Consider the following 18,834-nt stretch of genomic DNA (forward strand, 5'->3'; position numbering starts at 1 on the left):
CGATAATTTTAATGATATCATTGTTGGGTTTGATTGTTAGTATTATTATTCCTAATTTAGTTGAAAGTTTAATTTCATTGGTTAGTAATATTTCGTCATTTTTAGTTAATATTATTGATAATATTGATGAAATATTTAAATATTTAAATATAGATTTTAGGATGGAAGATATTGGTAGTATAAAGGATTTAATTAATATGCCTTGGCAAGAAACTTTTTCACACATACTTAATATACTTACAAAAAGCGCTGGTGGTATAATGGCAAATGCAACTAATTTTTTAGCCAAATTTGGTGCTATTTTTTCTGGTTTTACATTTTCATTATATTTACTTGGAGATAAAGAAAAATTTATATTACAGTTACGCAAAATAATTGGAGCAATTTTTGGCTATCAAATAACAAAAATAATTTTTAATTATGGTCATCGGACTAATCAGATTTTTTCAGATTTTATTGGTGGTCAACTTACAGAAGCATGTATTTTATGGATCTTGTATTATACAACAATGCGCTTGTTTGGGTTTCCTTATCCAGAACTAATTGCAACAATTATTGCATTATTTTGTTTTGTACCTTTTTTTGGACCAATTGCTTCAATGTTTGTAGGTGCCTTTTTAATTTTATCAAAAGATTCATTAATGGCAATTTGGTTTATCATTTATTTTCAAATATTGTCACAAATAGAGGATAATTTTATTTATCCTAAAGTAGTTGGAAATTCAGTTGGATTACCGGGTATTTGGGTATTGCTTTCTATTTTTGCTTTTGGGGATTTATTTGGAATTTTTGGGATGGTAATTGCAGTACCAAGTGCAGCTTGTCTATATGCTCTAATTAGAGGATTAGTAAACAAGGCATTAAAAAAACGTAAATTAAAAATCACTGAAACAGAAATTGAGCAAGTAAAATGATAGAAAAGTTAAAAATTAATTCAATTCATGATGGATTGCCATTAGATATTCTTATTGCTACTTGTAATAATCCTAAAGCAATTGTACAAATTGTTCATGGTATGTGTGAATATAAGGAACGATATTTAGATTTTATTAATTTTTTAAATAAGAATGGATATATAGTTATTATTCATGATTTACGAGGTCATGGAAAAAGTATTTTAACTAAAGATGATTTAGGATATTTTTATCAAGATGGTGCTAGAGCCATGGTTGAAGATGTTTATATGTTAAGTAAGTATATTAAAAATAAATATCCTAATTTATCTTTATATTTATTTGGACATTCAATGGGGTCTTTGATAGTTAGAAATTATATTATTAAATATGATAGTTATCTTGATGGTTTAATAGTTTGTGGTAGTCCTAGTTATAATCGTTTAGTAGGGGTAGGGAAATTAGTTTGTAAGTTTTTAATCTTAATTAAAGGTCAAAGATATCGTAGCATGTTAATGAATAAATTAATGTTTGGACACTTTAATAAAGGGTTTATTAAAAAGAATGCTTGGATATGCAGTGATAAAAGTGTTGTTGATAAATATAATCAAGATAGTTTATGTTCATTTATTTTTACATTAAATGGTTTTTATCATTTATGTACATTAATGCAACGAACGTATAAAAAAGATATTTATGCTTGTAATCATGATTTACCAATTTTATTTATATCTGGAAAGAAAGATCGTTGTATGATTAACCAAAAAGCATTTGATGATAGTATCAAAAGACTTAAGAATAGAGGCTATCGTAATATTGAAAGCAAGTTATTTGATAATATGTTTCATGAGATATTAAATGAAAAGAATAATCAAATTGTATATAATACAATTATTAATTTTTTAAAAGGAGATAAATATGAGCAATAAATCAGAATATCAATTTAATTATGGTAAGACAGATTTTAGTGATGCTAAAAAATTACGACAACTAATTTTTGTAGAAGAACAGGGATTTGAAAATGAATTTGATGAAATCGATGAGCGTGCATATCATGTAGTTGTTTATCAAGATAAATGTGCAATTGCAACTGGTAGAATGTATTTTGAAGATGAAAAGACAATGATTTTAGGAAGAATTGCAGTAATAAAAGAATATCGTGGAACAGGCCTTGGAAATAAAGTAGTTAAAAGTCTAGAAAATAAAGCAAAGGAATTAAATTGTACGACGGTAAAATTATCTGCTCAACAAAGAGCGCAAATGTTTTATGAAAAATTAGGCTATCAGCCTATAGGTGAAGTTTATTATGATGAGTGGTGTCCGCATATTACAATGTCAAAAAATATTTGATTAAAAATTAAATAAGGGAGACATTGAGTATTATGAAAAATAAAAAAGTTTTATTTAATATACCTAATTGCTTATGTTTTTTTAGAATTTTGTTAATTCCTTTATTTTTATATGTATATTTTGTGGCCGATTTTAAAAATCGATATATAGTTGCTGCTTTTGTATTAGTAATATCAGGTATTAGTGATTTTTTAGATGGTTTTATTGCTCGTAAATTTAATATGGTCACTGATTTTGGAAAATTTATTGATCCAGTTGCTGATAAGTTAACGCAATTTGTGCTGGCGATAACATTATTGTTTAGTTATCCTCTAGCATGGATTTTGTTGATCATTATTATTTTAAAAGACTTAATGTTAGCGATTGTGGGTCTTTATTTATATGATTATGGCTTAAAAATTACCGGTGCATCTTGGTGGGGGAAAATAGCTACTGCATACTTTTATATAATTGTAATTGTTTTAATTGGTTTGCATATTCCAAATACTGTTATTAGTTTTGTGCTGATTATAACAGGAAGTGTTTTGATGTTGTTATCATTTATATTATATGCTAAAGAACTACGGTATATGGTTAAGGAAAAGGATAAGTTGTTGAATGAACAGAAGAATGGTTAAGCAGGAATGTTATTTAGGCATGCTTGAAGAAGCGATAAATAGTGTAGAATCGGTATTGAATTATATTGATAGAATTAAGGATAAAGTTGGTGTTTTTAATGATGATATTCTTCAAAAGGATGCTGTTAGGGCACAGTTTGATTTGGAATTAGCTTTGGCTAGTCTTAGTATTTTGCTAAGAAAAATGGCTGAAAATAATTTTATTGAAATTGATAGTGAAACAAGAAGGGATATTAATAGTATTATTCACTCTAATAAATTTGAAGTTGAAGATGGTAAAGTAATTGTTTATTCTCAAAAAGGTGAAGAGTTAGTTAATATTGATAATTTATTATCCTTTGCTCGTTCAATTCTTTAATCGACAAATATGTTTTATCATTCTTGTTATAATAATAAGGGTGATGAAAATGGATTTTAGAAAAAATGCGGGAATTGTTTTAGTTTTTTTAGGAATGATTTTAACAATGGATCGTACTAAAGATTTTGAGGGAATTGTTGCAACAATAGCATATTATATTAAAGGATATTGGCCACTGATTTTATGTTTTATTGGAATGTATATAATTACGACTCCAAAAAAGAAGAAAAAATAGAAATTAGTATTGAAAAGTACTAATTTTTTTATTGTTCTTGTTTGATTATTGTATCCAAACAAGTTATAATGGTTCATGAAAATGGAGGATTAAAACAATGAAAAAAAGACCAATTGTATTATGTATCTTAGATGGATATGGATTAAGTGAACGAGTTGATGGTAATGCAGTTAAACTTGCAAATACACCAAATATAGATGATTTAATGATGATTTATCCAACAACTAGAATTAAAGCTTCAGGTATGCCTGTAGGATTACCTGATGGACAAATGGGTAATAGTGAAGTTGGACATTTAAATATTGGAGCTGGTAGAACAGTTTATCAATCTTTAACTTTAATTAATAAAGCAGTTGAAGATGGAAGTTTTTATAAAAATGAAGAATTTTTAAAAGCAATCAATAATGTAAAAGAAAATAACTCTAAATTACATATTTGGGGATTATTATCAAATGGTGGAGTCCATTCATCAAATGAACATATTTATGCTTTATTGAAATTAGCAAAACAAGAAGGATTAGAAAAAGTATATGTACACGCATTTTTAGATGGTCGTGATGTTGCTCCTGATAGTGGTGTTGATTTTGTAAAAGAATTAGCCGATAAAATTGAAGAAATTGGGGTAGGTGAAATTGCTACTATTTCAGGTAGATATTATGCAATGGATCGTGATAAGAGATTTGATCGTATTGAGTTAGCTTTTGATGCAATCGTAAATCATAAAGGTGAAAGCTTTGAATGTCCTGTTCAATATGTAAAAGATTCTTACGCTAAAGAAACATATGATGAATTTGTAATTCCTGGATATAATAAAAATGTAGATGGTCAAGTATGTGACAATGATTCAATTATTTTTGCAAATTTCAGACCAGATAGAGCTATCCAATTATCAACTGTAATTACTAATGATGGATTCTATGATCATACATTTAATAATGTACCAAATAATTTAACATTTGTATGTATGATGAAATATGCTGATAGTGTCAATGGTTCAATTGCTTTTGCTTTACCTGAATTAACAAATACTTTAGGAGATTATTTATCAGCTAAAGGATTAAAACAACTAAGAATTGCAGAAACTGAAAAATATGCACATGTTACTTTCTTCTTTGATGGTGGAATTGATAAAGAAATCGAAGGAGCGACACGTGTATTAGTAAATTCACCAAAAGTAGCTACATATGATTTACAACCAGAAATGTCTGCTTATGAAGTAAAAGATAAATTAATCGAAGAATTAGATAAGGATATTCATGATGTAGTAATTGTTAACTTTGCAAACTGTGATATGGTTGGACATACAGGAGTTATTCCAGCAGCAATTAAAGCAGTAAGTGTTGTCGATGAATGTGTTGGTGCTGTATATGATAAAGTTCTTGAATTAGGAGGAACAATGTTAATCACAGCTGATCATGGTAATAGTGAAATGTTATTAGATGAAGATAACAATCCATTTACTGCTCATACAACTAATGAAGTACCTTTAATTTTAACAAATTCTCATTTAGAATTAAGAGAAGGTGGTAAGTTAGGTGATTTAGCTCCTACTATTCTACAATTATTAGGATTAGAAATTCCTGCAGAAATGGATGGTCAATCATTAATTAAATAATGAAAAAAATATTAAGTTTAATTTTATGTGTATTTTTAATTAGTGGGTGCTCTAAAGCATCCACTAATCATATAAAGAAAGATTCGTCACTTTCAGGAATTAATGAAATAACATATGAACAGTTGCAAGATAAATTAGATAGTGACGAATTATTTGTTTTATATATTGGAAGACCGGACTGTGGGGATTGTAGAGAATTTGAACCAATTTTAAATTCATATTTAGAAGAGAATGAAGGTACATATCTTTATTATTTTAATATTAAAGAAATTCGCGATGCATCTAAAAAAGAAGATGCAACTAAAGAAGAAAAAAAGTTATATGAAAATATTAGTAAAGAATTAGATATTAAATGGACACCGGTTTTAAAACTAGTTAATAAAGGTGAAACAATTAGTGAGTATACTTATTTAAGTGAAGAATATTATGAAATTAAAGGTAGTAAGAAAAAAGAACAGGCAAAAGAAAAATATATTGATGATTTTAAGGATTGGATGTCAAATATTTATGAGTAGGTGATTAAATGAAACAATGTCCTTATTGTAAAAAAAATATTCCTGATAGTGCTAAAGTATGTCCACATTGTGGTAAACCTTTAGAAAAAGGTTATAAACCAATGAAAAGAACAAATTATTATTCTAATACAATGTATATTATTTTAGCTTTATTTTTAATTTTCTCACCAATGTTATCAACATTTTTATTTGGAAGTTTATTAAATGAACAAGTAAGTGAAACAGTTATTACTTCACCTAAAGAAGCAATTACGCTTGGAACATTAAATAAGGCAAACATTAGTCAAGAAAAAATAGAATATTATTTTGGTTCGTTGAGTGATTTTGATAAATTAATTACTAATAGTGATAAGTATGTAGAAAAAATTAATAAGTTTGAAAAAGATTTAGAAGCTATTGTTAATAAATATAGTGATGTTAAATTAAAAAAAGATTATAATTTTTATGTTACTGATCAAAATAATATTTATAATGAATTAATATATACATTAACATCAGATAATAATGAAATAATACTAGAACTTAATTATGATTTATCTGGTAAATCAAATAACGTTACTGTTAATCAAAATACTACTGGTTTAGCAGATTTTGAAGCGATGAAGATAAAAGAGGATAGTTATCCATTATTTAAAGAACTTGTTTTATTAGTTAGTAGTAATCAAGAGTATAAAAGTTTTGATGAAGCTAGTAAAAAATTTAATGATCTTGAAAAAAGTTTTAATGAGCGTAGTGATAGTTTGGGTAATTATGGTTTAGGTGTTAGTGATAGTGATGATGATTCTAAAACATCAATGCGAATATTAGCAGGTAATGAAGGTTATCGTTTTAGACTTACTTGTAAAACAGAATTAGATTTAGATAAATTTGTTTAATTATTGGAGATAGGATTCAATGATGAATTCTGTCTTTTTTTGTGGTAATTATTAGGGGGTAAAAATTTTGGAAAATTTTTTTCCTCTTTTTTTATCTGTTAAATAAATTCGACTACTGATAAAATATATAATGTAATATTTTTGTTGAAAAGCTATAGTTTAAAGAAAGGAGGGCTGTTTTTTATAGCAATCGACAAAAGGAAAGGGGAAAATATGAGAAAAGGAAAATTTGGGAAAACATTATTGGCTCTATCTATGGTAGCTACTCTTGCTGCACCTTTATATCCAGTAAAAGCTACTGAAGGTGGAACTGATTTTACTGAAATGATGAACTATGCATTAGATGGAACAGCAAGTGCATCAGCTTCACCCATTTCGTATTGGGGTCCTGATAAATTAATCGATGGTATTATCAACCGTGATGCATCTAAACCTGATCAATCGCGTTGGTCTAGTGAAGTAGGGGCTCCAGGATGGGCAAAAATTGATTTAAATGAAGAAAAAACATTTAAACAATTATTACTTGCATTTGAAAATGATAAGGTAAGATCTTTTCATATTGAAGCATCAAATGATGACAATGAATATACAACTATTTATACATCAGAAGATAAAACAGATGGACATGATCAAGATACTACTGTAACTTTAGAAGAACCAGTAACTGCAAGATATGTTAAAGTTACAATTGATTCATTGATTTCTGGAGCATATCCAAGTGTTTCAATGTATGAAATAAGTATTTATGGTGAAGAAGAATATCTTAACTTTGCCGATGAAGCAACTGCTGAAGCTAGCGATAGTGAAATAGCTTCTTTTAGTGGTGCAAACACAAACGACAATGATTTAGAAACTCGTTGGGCAAGTAACTATGAACATGGTGATAAAACATTAACTTATACTTTTGAAGAAGCAAAAGAATTAAAATCAATGATTTTACGTTGGGAAAGATGTAATGCTAAAGCTTTCCAAATTCAAGTAGATGATAATGGAGAATGGAAAACAGTTTATACTGGTACTCAACCAACTTCATTTGTACAAAAAATTAACTTAACTGAAAGTTATACTACAACAAAAGTTAGATTAGTAATTAATGACTTCTTTGATGATTCACCTTTAGAAGATGGAACACCTATGAATTATCCTACTGTTTCATTATATGAAGTACAAATGTATGATAAAGAACTAGTTATTGAACCAGAAGATGTAGTTACTGTAGATGATATCGCTGCTAATATTACATCAGCTGAATTAAGTGAAGACGGAAGTAAATTAATTATGCCAACAGTTCCTACTGGTTATGAAATTAGTTTTGTAGGTGCTGATTATGAACAAATCTTAGCTCGTGATATGACAGTTTCAAAACCACTTACAACACAAGATGTTGAATTGAATTTTGAGGTAACAGAAACTAAAACTGGAGAAAAAGCTATATCACCTGCAATTAATGTAACTATTCCAGGTATTTATGATGAAGAAACTTCACAAAATGCTAAACCTAAAGTAATTCCAGAATTACAACAATGGTATGGGGAAACTGGAGTATTTGAAATTAATGATAACAGTAGAATCGTTGTTGATCCAGCTGTTAGTCAATATGAAGGTACAGCAAATAAATTTGCAGCTGATTACTTAGATATTTTAGATAAAAATATTCCTGTAGTAATTGGAACAGATCCAAAAGCTGGTGACTTCTACTTTACTACAAGTGAAGAAACATTAGATAAAGAAACATATGTTTTAGACATTGATAACTATGTAACTATTAAATCTACTGAAAATACAGGAGCATATTGGGCTACTAGAACAATCTTACAAGTATTAAAACAAACAGGAAATCAAATTCCAAAAGGTATTACTAAAGACTATCCAAAATATGAAGTTAGAGGTTTCATGTTAGATGTTGCTAGAAAATCATTCCAAATGGATTTCTTAGAAGAATTGGTAAAAACTATGTCATGGTATAAATTAAATAACTTCCATGTACATTTAAATGATAATTGCTTTGGTAAATTAGAAGATGGAAAAACACCTGATTATTCAGCATTCCGTCTAGAATCAGATATACCAAATCTTACAAATACAGATTTATATTATACAAAAGATGAATTTAGAAGCTTTATTCTTAACTCTAGAGAAGTAGGTGTTGATATTGTTCCTGAATTCGATAGTCCAGGTCATTCTGGAGCATTTGTTAGAGCTAGACCAGATTTAGCACGTGCTGATAGTAATGAGTATTTAGACGTAGAAAATCCTGAAGCACTTGAATTTATTAAGAGTGTTTTTGCGGAATATACAAGTGGAGATAATCCAGTATTCCCTAAAGGAACTGTAATTCAAATTGGTACAGATGAATATAAACGTGGAAATAAAGAAGCGTTTAGAAAGTATCAAGATGAACTTTTAAAATTCATTAGAGATGAACAAGGATACACACCACGTGTATGGGGAAGCCAAACTGAAAATGAAGGTACAACTCCAATTACTGTAGATGGTGTACAAATGAACTTATGGTATGTAGGATATGCAAATCCTCGTGAAATGTATGAAAAAGGATATAAATGTATTAATTCAAATGATGGTGATTTATACATTGTACCAGGTGCTGGATATTATTATGATTATTTAAATCAAAGTCATATTCATTCAACTTGGCAACCTAACAAGATTGGAAACTTCACTATTCCAGTTGGTGATGATCAAATGTTAGGATCAACATTCCATGTATGGAATGATAAAACTGGTCCATCTAATGATAATGGTACTAGTGATGTAGAAGTATTTGATCGTATCTTCCATATTTTACCAACATTCTCAGCAAAATTATGGGGAGATATTGAAGATTACTCAGTAAATGATTTAAATACATTAACTGAAAAGATTAAATATGCACCAAATTCTAATCCAACATATGAAATTGAAACTGAAGGAAATAAAGTATTAGACTATAACTTCAATAATGATAGAGGATTAGATAAATCAGGTAATGAATTCAATATGGTAGCGCAAGAAAATATTAGCTATGAAGAAGGTAAAAACCGTAATGCATTGTCATTAAAAGGTGGAGCTAGTTATGTTGAAACACCTCTAGAAGATTTAGGATTAAATTCTTATCTTGAATTTTGGGTAAAACGTGATAGTAATTCTGGTAATGATGAACAAATATTATTTGAATCGGAAAATGGTGCTATTAAGGCAGTTCAAAAAGATACTGGTAAACTTGGATTCTCAAGAGAAGGTCATGATTATTCATTTAATTATGAATTACCAAAAGATGAATGGGTAAAAATAAAATTAGAAACTAAATTTACAAGAACATTATTATATGTTAATGATGAATTTGTAGATGAATTATCTATTAGTGGTACAGGTGGAAAATGGGCAACATTGATTATTCCACTAGAACGTATCGGAAGTAAAACCAATGCATTTATTGGAGAAATCGATGATGTACAAGTTTCAAAAGAAGAAATAACTACAAAAGCTTATGCTACTTCTGAACAATCACAAGATAAAGCAAGTAATGCAATCGATGGTAATCCAGATACAATGTGGCATACTAAATGGGATGGTTCAGATAAATTACCACAAAGTATTACTTTAGAATTAGCTAAAGCACGTGAAATTAAAGGTTATAACTATTTACCAAGACAAAGTGGAACAAATGGATATATCACTAAATACAAAATTGAAGTAAGTACAGACGGTGAAGAATTCACTGAAGTTGCTACAGGTGATTGGGCAAGAGATGCTGAATTAAAAACTGTTGAATTTGATTCTGTAAATGCTAAATATATTCGTTTAACAGCTCTTGAAGGTGTTGGAGGATTTGCAAGTGCTGCAGAAGTTTCTCCAATTTATACAACAGAAGAAGTTATTTTAAATACTAGAGCATTATCAGAATCTATGGAAGTTGCTGAAATCATCTTAGAAGATAGTTCTAGCTATACTCCTGAATCAGTTGCTGCGTTAAAAGAAGCATTAGAAGAAGCTCGTGAAGTATTAATTTTGGCTACTGATCAAGGAACAGTTGATGAAATGACTGCTAAACTTGATGCTGCTATTGAAGCAATGGAAGAAGTAGAAGTTGTTGAAGCAGATAAAACAGCATTAAAGATTGCAGTAGATCTAGCTAATGCAGTTACTGATAACGATTTAGAAAAAGTACTCCCAGTAGTTGCAAATGAATTCAAAGCAGCAAGAGATGAAGCTAATGCAGTATACAATGATGTTAGTGCTTCACAAATTGAAGTAAATAATGCATTTGACAGACTTGCAAGTGCAATGCATATGTTAGACTTTGTAAAAGGAGATAAAACAGCATTAAAAGCATTCATCGATAAAGTAAGCGGATTAGAAGCTGCTAAATATACAGAAGCTACATGGACAGCATTTGAAACAGAATTAAATGGATCTATAGCAGTATATGATGATGAAAATGCAATGCAAGAAGAAGTAAACAATGCATACAGTGAATTAGTAACAGCATTCTTGAATTTAAGATTAATTCCAGATAAGAGCTTATTAGAAGACTTAATCAATCAAGCAAATCGATTAAACAAAGCAAACTATACAAAAGCATCATTTGATGGCTTAACAAAAGCATTAGATGAAGCAAAAGTAGTATTTGAAAATCCAGATGCAACTCAAGAAGAAGTAGATAATGCAAAAGATGTTTTAGCAAAAGCTCTTGCCGGATTACAAGCAAGTACACCATCAAATGTAGATAACACAGTAAGTACACCAGTAAATAATGGTGATACAACTGCAAGTGTAAAAACAGGAGATGAAAGCTTAGCAGGAATGTTTACAACAATAGCATTATTAAGTGTAGCTGGATATGCAGTAATTAGAAAAAAAGGAGATTAATTTTGAAAAGACGTTTATTTTCTTAGGAGATTAAGCGTCTTTTTTAAATTTATAATATTGTCTGAATGTGAAATTTATGATATTATTTTTGCAGAAAATACTAAGTTTAGGGGAAATGAAGTATGGCAAGAGAAGTAACAAGTAGAATGAATCGAATTATTGAATTACTTATTACATCAAAATATCGAAATTTGAAAGAAATTGCCGATGTATTGGGAATAACTCTTCGCCAAATTAGATATGATATCGATCGAATTAACAGTAATTTCGTTAATGATCATATTTTGATGATTGAAACTGATAATAAGGGGCTTATTATTATTAATGACATGGAGAAGTTAAAAAAGTTTCATCTTGCACAGGAAAAAGAGTTTAAATGTTCTAGGGAACAAAGAATAATTTTGTTAACAAATGTGATTGCTTTTGATATTGAAGTTTTAAATTTAAATGAAATCTCAAAAAAAGTTAATGTTACTAGAGTGACGATTAAAAACGATTTAAATGAGGTAAAAAGTATATTGTCTAAATATAATTTAAAGCTAGTTTATATAAATCGTTTTTATTTAATTGGAGATGCTGAGGATATTTTTGAATTTCGTTTAAATGTACTTAGAAGTATAGAATATTCTTTGTATAAAGATCATTTTGAAAAAATAGAAAATTTAATTACAGAATATATTACCAAGGTTTTTCCAAATCGTCGATTGCGTGAGATTATTCCTATTATCACGAATTTTATTAAGGCTAATAATATTTTAATCAAGGATAGTGATTTGTATTGGTTGATTATAAATATATTATTAGTGTTATGGTATATATATATGGAAATTGAGATTCCTAATGATAAACATCGTAATGTGACTGTATTACCATTCGATTATAGTGAATTGTTTAGTGGTTTAGAGGATTTTATTGGAGTGGCCATATCAAATGATAATCGAATAAAAATAATGAAAATTATTTCTAGTGTGAGTAATCAAGATATTTTAGAAATTGATAATTTTAATCGTAAAGTAGTTCAATACATATTTAATTTAATTCAAAGATTCCCAAATAAATATCGTAATGTTTTTATTAGTGATGGGATGTTATTATCAGGCTTGTATGCACATTTAAACTGTTGTTTAAAGAAAATAGATGCACTAGTTGATGTAGATGAAATAAATGTGTATTCAATAGAATTAGATGAATCTTTAAATAAAATTATTGAAACATATTGTAATGAAGAAATTGAGATAATAAATTTATCTAATGATAGAGATAAAGAATTATTGAAATTACATTTTGCATCTAGTTTGTATCGTCATAATTGCAATATGGCAAAGAGAGTAATGTTTATTAGTGGAGCATCTAAATTTGCTAAAAAGCGATTGAAAATGGTTTTAGAATCACTTTTTGAAGTATCTGTTAAAGATGTTATTTCAAAATATGAGATACCATTTTATGAAGATTGGCAAGATATTGATATAATTCTATTTACTGAAAGTATTCCTAAATATTTTAATAAAAATATTCCAATGGCAAGAATTAAACTTATTTTAGACAATAATGATATTAGTATATTGAATAAATTAGAAATTTATCCTAAAGAACGTAGTATAGATTTACATGAATTGTATTTGAAGCTAGATTTCTTAAAGCATGAAGATCAAATAGCAGTTATTGATGTGGTAAGTAAATTTTTAGAAGAACATATGGTTGTTATAAAAAATAAGTTAAAAAGAATGGCAGATTATACAGTTAAAATTGTTAATAATATCAATCTTGATAAAAGTTATATTCAATTGGACGATCGAATAATTGTATTATTTCAAAAAACAGATTTTAATTGTGTAGAAATCATGGTAGATCGTAATGTTGATAGTGGTGTTATTAAGATTATGGCTGATTCACCAGTATCATTACTATTTATATTATTTGATTGTTATAAAAAGTTTAGTGAAGATGGAGTATTTACTTTAAGTGATGACAATATTACAGCGTTAGCAGATAGTTAAGATCATAAATAATTATTTTATTAAAAATATAATGTTACATTTTATAAAAATTAACTAAAAGATATATGTTGTTTTTATAGTAGTAAAAAGTTATCTATATATAGAGGCAATCTAAAATAACCTGGGGTTCTGGGGTTTTAGATACTAAATCATAACGGGGAAAAGTTGTTCCCCGTTTTTTTGTATCTTTCTATGAGAAAATGTACTTTTATTTGATATCTGTATTTTTGATTGGATACATGTGATATGTGGCATCATCATTGAGGCAGTACATGACCCTGTTTTTAAATCTATGCCAGTTAAGATATCCATTTGAACTATGTTTGAGTAATTTTATTGATTTATTTCTATTTTCAATGATTCCATTGGAAATGCGTTTCCCATCTGCTCTTATAAATGAATTGACGATTTCCCGTTTCCATTTAGTAAGTGTATTTGCAAAATCTTTCATTTCTTTAATAGGACTGCTTTTAAATAGGGTAATCAGTTCGTCGATATTTTTTTTGGCACTGTCATAAGAAGAATCCCTGTAAAAAACATCCAGCTGATATTTAAGGTCATAAGCTAAATCTAATTCCCGATCATCCCTGATCATATAGTCAAAAATATCATAGTAGTTGAAATATCCCTGAAGTACTTTATTATATTTCTTTTCTACATTGGGATCGTATATGCACTTGTTGTTATTGGAGAAGAGCATCCAGTGGAATTTTTTCAAAACATAATAATGTCTGGATACTTCTGATAATTCATTTTTTTCAGCTTCGGTAAGGTTTTCTTTTTTGTTAAGGTAATTTTTTCTGGAGTAATAGCGATTCATGGAATTGATTCTTTGATGCTAGAATAAAAACTGTACCAGTTAAATGGAAGAACTAGCTAGTATATGATACAATGTCATAAGCTTAAATCAAAAATAGAAAAGGGGTATATGATGATGACTAAACCAACATTTACAGATGAATTTAAACAGGGAGTTGTTCAATATGTTTTAGAACATCCTGATGAATCTAAAGTAGCTATAGCTAAACAGTTTGGTATTGCTGATAGCACTGTTCATAAATGGCTTAAAGATGCCAGTAGTAATGACGGCGTAATTAATTCAAGAGGAAGCGGTAATTATTCAAGTGACGAAGCTAAAGAAATTGCCAGATTAAAAAAAGAACTGAAAGATACACAGGATGCTTTAGAAGTCCTAAAAAAGGCTATTGGCATACTGGGCAATTAACTAAGCAGGATCTTTATAAAAGGATAAAAGAAAAATCTAAAAAAGATAAACAGACTTCAGTTACCGGTATGCTAAAAAAATTACAACTGAGTAAATCAGGATATTATGAATATTTGAAAAGAAAACCATGTAAACAAAAAATCAGAAAAGCTAGAATCACAGAAAGAATCAAGAAAATCTATAAGGATTCAAAAGAAATATATGGAGCTCCTAAAATAACTGAAATACTAAAAAAAGAGGGAAAAAATAAGTGAAAAATATGTAGGAAACATAATGAGGGAAAACAATATTAAAGCTCATTATATCAAACCATATACAATAACAACAAAAGACTGTGATTTTTCAAATAAACTAAAAAATATTCTAAACCGAGATTTTAATCCAAAAGCACCAAATCAGGCATGGTGTACTGATATAACATATATCTGGACAGCAGATGAAGGATTTGTATATTTAACCAGTATAATGGATCTCTATTCAAGAAAAATAATAGCATGGACATTAAGCAAAACATTAGAAGTAGATGAAGTATTAAAATGTCTGGAAACAGCTAAAAAAAGAAGAAAAAGCGCAAAACCAATAGTAATCCATGCAGATCGCGGAGTGCACTATACATCGAAGAAATACAAAAGATTAACTAAGCAGATGAAAAGAAGCTATTCACAAAAAGGAACACCGTGGGATAATGCGTGTATAGAATCATATCATGCATTGATAAAAAGGGAATGGCTGAACAGATTTAAGATTATAAATTATAATCATGCATATAAGCTGGTATTTGAATACATAGAAGGATTTTATAATACAATAAGAGTACATTCACATTGTGATTATAAATCACCTAATGAATATGAGCATGATTATTTAATTAGTATCAATTAATTAAATTTCTTACATTTATGTGGTCCGAAATCTTGACATAGTACCACTGTTTTTATAATTTTATATGTTGCTTCAGCAACTGCATTATCATACGGACATCCTTTAGCACTTAATGACCTGTTTATATTAAATGCCTTTAATGCATTTTCAATATCTTCATTTTTGAATTCATTTCCTCGATCACTGTGAAACAAATCTACTTTTCGTAAATCATATTTTATTGAATAGAGTGCTTTTTCTACTAACTTGGCATTTTTATTCTTACTGGCTGCATATCCTACAATCTCTCTGTTATATAGATCTAACATAAGACATATATAATTCCATTTTCCATCCACATTAACATACGTCAGATCACTAACTACTACCTTCATTCTCTCTTTTTGATTAAAATTACGATTGAGTCTATTTTCTATATTATCATTATTACATGCTGCGTGATGTACTTTATACTGTTTAACTGTATAGCTTGATACTAAGCCATTTTCCTGCATAATACGTCTAATTCTTCTTTTACTGACAATATGGCCCAGTTTAGCCAATTCTATTTTAATCTTTCTTGAACCATAGTTGTTTCGACTGTTTTTAAATATTTCTTTTACTAAAGCAGTCAGATAATGATCATTGGATTTTTTCTTATTTAATTTATTATTACGATTATAATATAATGATGATCTAGGTATATCTAGTAATTTACACATTGCGCTGACCGGATATTTATCTGCATTGGAAATGATAACATTTATTTTCGTCCCATGATCAGCGCTGCTTGCTTTAAAATATCATTTTCCATCTTCAGTCGCTGATTTTCCTTGCGGAGTCTGATTAGTTCTTTTTCTTCATCACTGCGGTTGTCCTCGACATGGAACGAACCAGTATTATTGTACTTTTTGATCCATGAAGATAAAGCAGATGGAGTCAGTTCATATTCACGAACCAGCTCAGCTCTTGGTTTTCCGCTGTTGTATAATTCGACCATTTTCTGTTTAAATTCATCACTGTAAGTTCTTCTTTCTCTTGCCATTTCAGATTACCTCATTTCTTGATTTTCTATTGTAACAGTTCTCTTAAAAACTGTCCAATTTAGTGTAACCTATCCAATCAAAATTTAAAGAATTAACGGAATCGTTATATGACTTGGATATTAAAGCTTCTAATTTATTCAGGTCAGGAAGAATAGTATTGATTTTTTTATTAAAATGGGTTATTATCATATTGTTCTTATGGAAAGGATGTATACAGACTGTGGTAGGAAAGTATGCATCCTTTTTTCTTTCTCAAAATTTCAGATAAACTGATAAAATAATTTTATCAAAAACCCCGTGAATATGGAAAGAATATAAATAATTATAATAAAAGAGCACCCCTATATATTTGAGTGCTCATTAAAACCCCGTAAAAGATTAGATAGTCTATATAGATAACTTTGTTTTTTATCTAGATATTTCATATCAAATAAAAAGGAAGTAACGTCTAAAGATTAAAAACTTTATTTATTACATTCCCTGAAATTAAAATATTGGTATTAATTTGAATTATTTTTATTAAAGAATTTATTGGCTAATATAGAAATTGAAAGTATCTTTAGTTTATTTAAATTTTTAATTGTAAAATAAATCTGTAGATAAAAGTATATAAATTAACTTATATTTTATTATTTATCATCATTTTTACTAGCAATATAATTTACATAATCATTTATTGAGTTATATTTAGCTTTAGATTCTTGAATTGTTTTGGGTAGAAGAATATATGATTTTTCTTCTTTACAAATAGCATCTAGCCTTAATGGTTTATTTGTATAACCAAGAATATAATCAGAAGAAACATTAAAATATTCTACTAAAGCACGTAATGTTTTAACACTAGGATCTCTTGTTCCTTGCTCGTATGCAACAATTGTTCTTTTACTAACGCCGATTATTTTACATAACTCTTCTCTAGTTAAATTACACTCACATCTTAAATATGAGATTCTTTCACCTGTTATATTAGACACTATATCACCCCTTTTTATGTATTATAGGATAATATTTATTTAAAATTAGAATTATACACAAAATAGAGATTAAAATATTTTAATTGACACAATAAGTGTTATCCCAGGATATTTCATAAAAGAAGTTAATTTAACTTCTTTTATGAAAGTGAATATTTGTAGGTGTAATATATGTCGATATATTTTAGTATATTTTATTTTTATTAAGATGTGTGTGCATTTTAGAAATTATTTATTACTATAAGCTATTTTATTTATAAAAGAAAGCTTAACGCTTTTTTTAAATTATGCTATACTTTAACGTATAAATTATTAATGATTAAAAGGGGGAAGATAAAATGAGTTGGCAAGATAAATTGCGTAAAGTTGAGCCATATGTAGCTGGGGAGCAACCAAAGATTGTAAATATGATCAAATTAAATACTAATGAAAATCCATATGGTCCAAGTAATAAAATTATGGATGTGATTAGAGAAATTGATATTAATAAATTAAGACTGTATCCAAATAGTGATGCAACAGATTTAAGAGCAGCATTAGCTAAATATTATGATTTAGATGAAAATCAGGTGTTTATAGGTAATGGTTCTGATGAAGTATTAGCTTTGACTTTTTTAACTTTTTTTAATGGTAATGAACCAGTATTGTTTCCAGATATTACATATTCTTTTTATCCTGTGTATTGTGATTTATATCAAATGAATTATCAATTAGTAAAGTTAGATGATGATTTTAAAATAAACGTTAATGATTTTATGCAGCCAAATAGTGGGATTATTTTTCCTAATCCTAATGCTCCAACTGGTGTATTGGTTGATTTAGAGTTTATCGAAACAGTATTAAAAAATAATCCTAATAGTATTGTAGTTGTTGATGAAGCATATATTGATTTTGGGGGAACTAGTTGTGTACCTTTGATTGATAAATATGATAATTTAATAGTAGTTCAAACATTCTCTAAATCTCGATCATTAGCGGGAATTCGTTTAGGGTTAGCTTTAGGAAGTAAAGAGGCAATTAGTCATTTATATGACGTTAAAAATTCATTTAACTCATATCCAATTGATTATATAACTCAGCAGATTGCTTTAGCTAGTATTTTAGATGATCAAGATACTAAAAATAAATGTTCTAAAATTATTGAAACAAGAGAATTTACAAAAACTAAATTAAAGGAATTAGGATTTAAAGTTACTGATAGTTATGCAAATTTTGTTTTTACAAGACATCCTGAAATTGATGGTAAAGAATTGTTTTTAGCACTTAGAAAAAAAGGAATTATTGTACGCCATTGGGATAAAGAAAGAATAGGTCAATATTTACGTATTTCAATTGGAACAATGGAACAAATGAAAATTATGTTGGAATTTTTAAGTGAATATATTGAAAAGAGGTCATAAATGA

General features: G+C 28.1%; 19 protein-coding genes. 15 read left to right on the forward strand and 4 right to left on the reverse strand.

All coding sequences use genetic code 11. The annotated features are described in order from the left end of the window. Positions 1 to 11: 11 nt before the first annotated feature. The 11 genes from NQ543_RS02080 to NQ543_RS02130 all read left to right on the forward strand — a co-directional run bounded on the left by NQ543_RS02080 (position 12) and on the right by NQ543_RS02130 (position 13,324). Positions 12 to 914, forward strand: coding sequence for an AI-2E family transporter (locus tag NQ543_RS02080; protein WP_004609071.1), 903 nt, complete (start codon positions 12 to 14; stop codon positions 912 to 914). Beyond that, positions 911 to 1,822: an alpha/beta fold hydrolase gene (locus NQ543_RS02085; RefSeq protein ID WP_004609072.1), complete on the forward strand. Its 912-nt coding sequence runs from the start codon at positions 911 to 913 to the stop codon at positions 1,820 to 1,822. Before NQ543_RS02080 ends, NQ543_RS02085 begins: the two co-directional genes overlap by 4 nt. Continuing rightward, positions 1,812 to 2,243 carry a GNAT family N-acetyltransferase gene (locus tag NQ543_RS02090; RefSeq protein ID WP_004609073.1) on the forward strand — a complete coding sequence of 144 codons (432 nt, stop codon included), beginning with the start codon at positions 1,812 to 1,814 and terminating at the stop codon, positions 2,241 to 2,243. Before NQ543_RS02085 ends, NQ543_RS02090 begins: the two co-directional genes overlap by 11 nt. Positions 2,244 to 2,275: 32 nt before the next feature. Continuing rightward, entirely contained in the window at positions 2,276 to 2,860 is a 585-nt protein-coding gene (locus NQ543_RS02095; protein WP_004609074.1) for a CDP-alcohol phosphatidyltransferase family protein, read from the forward strand. Next, positions 2,841 to 3,218, forward strand: a complete 378-nt coding sequence (locus NQ543_RS02100) for a hypothetical protein (protein WP_039903658.1) — start codon at positions 2,841 to 2,843, stop codon at positions 3,216 to 3,218. The genes NQ543_RS02095 and NQ543_RS02100 overlap by 20 nt, the downstream gene beginning before the upstream one ends. Positions 3,219 to 3,267: 49 nt before the next feature. Continuing rightward, positions 3,268 to 3,453, forward strand: coding sequence for a LiaF transmembrane domain-containing protein (locus NQ543_RS02105; protein ID WP_039903660.1), 186 nt, complete (start codon positions 3,268 to 3,270; stop codon positions 3,451 to 3,453). A 97-nt stretch (positions 3,454 to 3,550) separates the two neighbouring features. Beyond that, positions 3,551 to 5,068, forward strand: coding sequence for a 2,3-bisphosphoglycerate-independent phosphoglycerate mutase (gene gpmI, locus NQ543_RS02110; RefSeq protein WP_004609077.1), 1,518 nt, complete (start codon positions 3,551 to 3,553; stop codon positions 5,066 to 5,068). Next, entirely contained in the window at positions 5,068 to 5,583 is a 516-nt protein-coding gene (locus NQ543_RS02115; protein ID WP_004609078.1) for a DUF6568 family protein, read from the forward strand. The genes gpmI and NQ543_RS02115 overlap by 1 nt, the downstream gene beginning before the upstream one ends. Positions 5,584 to 5,591: 8 nt before the next feature. After that, positions 5,592 to 6,458: a zinc ribbon domain-containing protein gene (locus NQ543_RS02120; RefSeq protein WP_004609079.1), complete on the forward strand. Its 867-nt coding sequence runs from the start codon at positions 5,592 to 5,594 to the stop codon at positions 6,456 to 6,458. A 213-nt stretch (positions 6,459 to 6,671) separates the two neighbouring features. After that, complete coding sequence (locus NQ543_RS02125) at positions 6,672 to 11,327, forward strand: discoidin domain-containing protein (RefSeq protein WP_050752796.1); 4,656 nt, start codon at positions 6,672 to 6,674, stop codon at positions 11,325 to 11,327. A 122-nt stretch (positions 11,328 to 11,449) separates the two neighbouring features. Next, complete coding sequence (locus NQ543_RS02130) at positions 11,450 to 13,324, forward strand: BglG family transcription antiterminator (protein ID WP_004609081.1); 1,875 nt, start codon at positions 11,450 to 11,452, stop codon at positions 13,322 to 13,324. A gap of 208 nt (positions 13,325 to 13,532) precedes the next feature. Here NQ543_RS02130 and NQ543_RS02135 read toward each other — a convergent pair whose 3' ends face one another. Further along, on the reverse strand, positions 13,533 to 14,144 hold the full coding sequence (locus NQ543_RS02135; RefSeq protein WP_004609082.1) for a transposase: 612 nt from the start codon (positions 14,142 to 14,144) through the stop codon (positions 13,533 to 13,535). 63 nt (positions 14,145 to 14,207) lie between these two features. On the opposite strand from NQ543_RS02135, the gene NQ543_RS02140 reads away from it, so the two are divergent. From NQ543_RS02140 to NQ543_RS02150, 3 genes are all read left to right on the forward strand, one after another. Beyond that, the gene (locus NQ543_RS02140; RefSeq protein WP_004609083.1) at positions 14,208 to 14,549 is read left to right on the forward strand and encodes a transposase; all 342 of its coding nucleotides are present in this window, start codon (positions 14,208 to 14,210) and stop codon (positions 14,547 to 14,549) included. Between the two features lie 68 nt (positions 14,550 to 14,617). Beyond that, positions 14,618 to 14,803, forward strand: coding sequence for an IS3 family transposase (locus NQ543_RS02145; RefSeq protein WP_259935489.1), 186 nt, complete (start codon positions 14,618 to 14,620; stop codon positions 14,801 to 14,803). 19 nt (positions 14,804 to 14,822) lie between these two features. Further along, positions 14,823 to 15,431 carry an IS3 family transposase gene (locus tag NQ543_RS02150; RefSeq protein ID WP_259935295.1) on the forward strand — a complete coding sequence of 203 codons (609 nt, stop codon included), beginning with the start codon at positions 14,823 to 14,825 and terminating at the stop codon, positions 15,429 to 15,431. Here NQ543_RS02150 and NQ543_RS02155 read toward each other — a convergent pair. The 3 genes from NQ543_RS02155 to NQ543_RS02165 all read right to left on the reverse strand — a co-directional run bounded on the left by NQ543_RS02155 (position 15,428) and on the right by NQ543_RS02165 (position 17,430). Then, entirely contained in the window at positions 15,428 to 16,132 is a 705-nt protein-coding gene (locus NQ543_RS02155) for an IS3 family transposase (protein ID WP_004609085.1), read from the reverse strand. The genes NQ543_RS02150 and NQ543_RS02155 overlap by 4 nt on opposite strands. 41 nt (positions 16,133 to 16,173) lie before the next feature. Beyond that, positions 16,174 to 16,455 (reverse strand): IS3 family transposase, encoded by a 282-nt coding sequence (locus NQ543_RS02160; RefSeq protein WP_004608840.1) that lies wholly within the window; start codon positions 16,453 to 16,455, stop codon positions 16,174 to 16,176. A gap of 630 nt (positions 16,456 to 17,085) precedes the next feature. Beyond that, positions 17,086 to 17,430, reverse strand: coding sequence for a helix-turn-helix domain-containing protein (locus NQ543_RS02165; protein WP_004609086.1), 345 nt, complete (start codon positions 17,428 to 17,430; stop codon positions 17,086 to 17,088). 338 nt (positions 17,431 to 17,768) lie between these two features. Between NQ543_RS02165 and hisC the strand changes: the two genes are divergently transcribed. Then, the gene (gene hisC / locus NQ543_RS02170) at positions 17,769 to 18,830 is read left to right on the forward strand and encodes a histidinol-phosphate transaminase (RefSeq protein WP_004609087.1); all 1,062 of its coding nucleotides are present in this window, start codon (positions 17,769 to 17,771) and stop codon (positions 18,828 to 18,830) included. The last annotated feature ends 4 nt before the right edge of the window (positions 18,831 to 18,834 follow it).

The sequence above is a fragment of the Thomasclavelia spiroformis DSM 1552 genome (assembly GCF_025149465.1).
In the GTDB taxonomy this organism is placed as follows: Bacteria; Bacillota_I; Bacilli_A; order Erysipelotrichales; family Coprobacillaceae; genus Thomasclavelia; species Thomasclavelia spiroformis.

Coding starts and splice junctions, on each gene's coding strand:
- NQ543_RS02105 (WP_039903660.1), top strand. CDS start 3,268: ATGGATTTTAGAAAAAATGCGGGAATTGTTTTAGTTTTTTTAGGAATG.
- NQ543_RS02155 (WP_004609085.1), bottom strand. CDS start 16,132: ATGTGTAAATTACTAGATATACCTAGATCATCATTATATTATAATCGT.
- NQ543_RS02140 (WP_004609083.1), top strand. CDS start 14,208: ATGATACAATGTCATAAGCTTAAATCAAAAATAGAAAAGGGGTATATG.
- NQ543_RS02115 (WP_004609078.1), top strand. CDS start 5,068: ATGAAAAAAATATTAAGTTTAATTTTATGTGTATTTTTAATTAGTGGG.
- NQ543_RS02120 (WP_004609079.1), top strand. CDS start 5,592: ATGAAACAATGTCCTTATTGTAAAAAAAATATTCCTGATAGTGCTAAA.
- NQ543_RS02135 (WP_004609082.1), bottom strand. CDS start 14,144: ATGAATCGCTATTACTCCAGAAAAAATTACCTTAACAAAAAAGAAAAC.
- NQ543_RS02130 (WP_004609081.1), top strand. CDS start 11,450: ATGGCAAGAGAAGTAACAAGTAGAATGAATCGAATTATTGAATTACTT.
- NQ543_RS02145 (WP_259935489.1), top strand. CDS start 14,618: ATGCTAAAAAAATTACAACTGAGTAAATCAGGATATTATGAATATTTG.
- NQ543_RS02100 (WP_039903658.1), top strand. CDS start 2,841: ATGAACAGAAGAATGGTTAAGCAGGAATGTTATTTAGGCATGCTTGAA.
- NQ543_RS02095 (WP_004609074.1), top strand. CDS start 2,276: ATGAAAAATAAAAAAGTTTTATTTAATATACCTAATTGCTTATGTTTT.
- hisC (WP_004609087.1), top strand. CDS start 17,769: ATGAGTTGGCAAGATAAATTGCGTAAAGTTGAGCCATATGTAGCTGGG.
- NQ543_RS02150 (WP_259935295.1), top strand. CDS start 14,823: ATGAGGGAAAACAATATTAAAGCTCATTATATCAAACCATATACAATA.
- gpmI (WP_004609077.1), top strand. CDS start 3,551: ATGAAAAAAAGACCAATTGTATTATGTATCTTAGATGGATATGGATTA.
- NQ543_RS02160 (WP_004608840.1), bottom strand. CDS start 16,455: ATGGCAAGAGAAAGAAGAACTTACAGTGATGAATTTAAACAGAAAATG.
- NQ543_RS02080 (WP_004609071.1), top strand. CDS start 12: ATGATATCATTGTTGGGTTTGATTGTTAGTATTATTATTCCTAATTTA.
- NQ543_RS02090 (WP_004609073.1), top strand. CDS start 1,812: ATGAGCAATAAATCAGAATATCAATTTAATTATGGTAAGACAGATTTT.
- NQ543_RS02085 (WP_004609072.1), top strand. CDS start 911: ATGATAGAAAAGTTAAAAATTAATTCAATTCATGATGGATTGCCATTA.
- NQ543_RS02125 (WP_050752796.1), top strand. CDS start 6,672: ATGAGAAAAGGAAAATTTGGGAAAACATTATTGGCTCTATCTATGGTA.